The following is a 291-nucleotide window of genomic DNA, read 5'->3' on the forward strand; positions in this document are numbered from 1 at the left end:
GTTGCAAAGCTAAAACAGCTAATCAGCGAAGAAGAGCATGTGAATGAAGAAATGAAACAAGATGTTGAAGCTATCGAAAAATTAGATTAGGAGGGCGGCAATATGGCATTTGAAGGATTAGCCGACCGACTTCAACAGACAATGCAAAAAATCCGCGGCAAAGGAAAAGTTACTGAAGCCGATGTGAAAGAAATGATGAGAGAAGTTCGTCTAGCTCTTTTAGAAGCGGACGTTAACTTTAAAGTAGTAAAAGATTTTGTAAAGCGTGTGTCTGAACGTGCTGTCGGACAA

At 40.2% G+C, this 291-nt stretch carries 1 protein-coding gene; it reads left to right on the plus strand.

Annotated elements, in window-relative coordinates; translation table 11 throughout:
- Nucleotides 1-102: 102 nt before the first annotated feature.
- Nucleotides 103-291, plus strand: a 189-nt coding sequence (locus ACSG5Z_RS31390) for a signal recognition particle receptor subunit alpha (protein ID WP_435712903.1), incomplete at its 3' end; no start/stop codon positions are given.

This window comes from Bacillus pretiosus (genome assembly GCF_051294775.1).
Classification (GTDB): Bacteria; Bacillota; Bacilli; order Bacillales; family Bacillaceae_G; genus Bacillus_A; species Bacillus_A wiedmannii.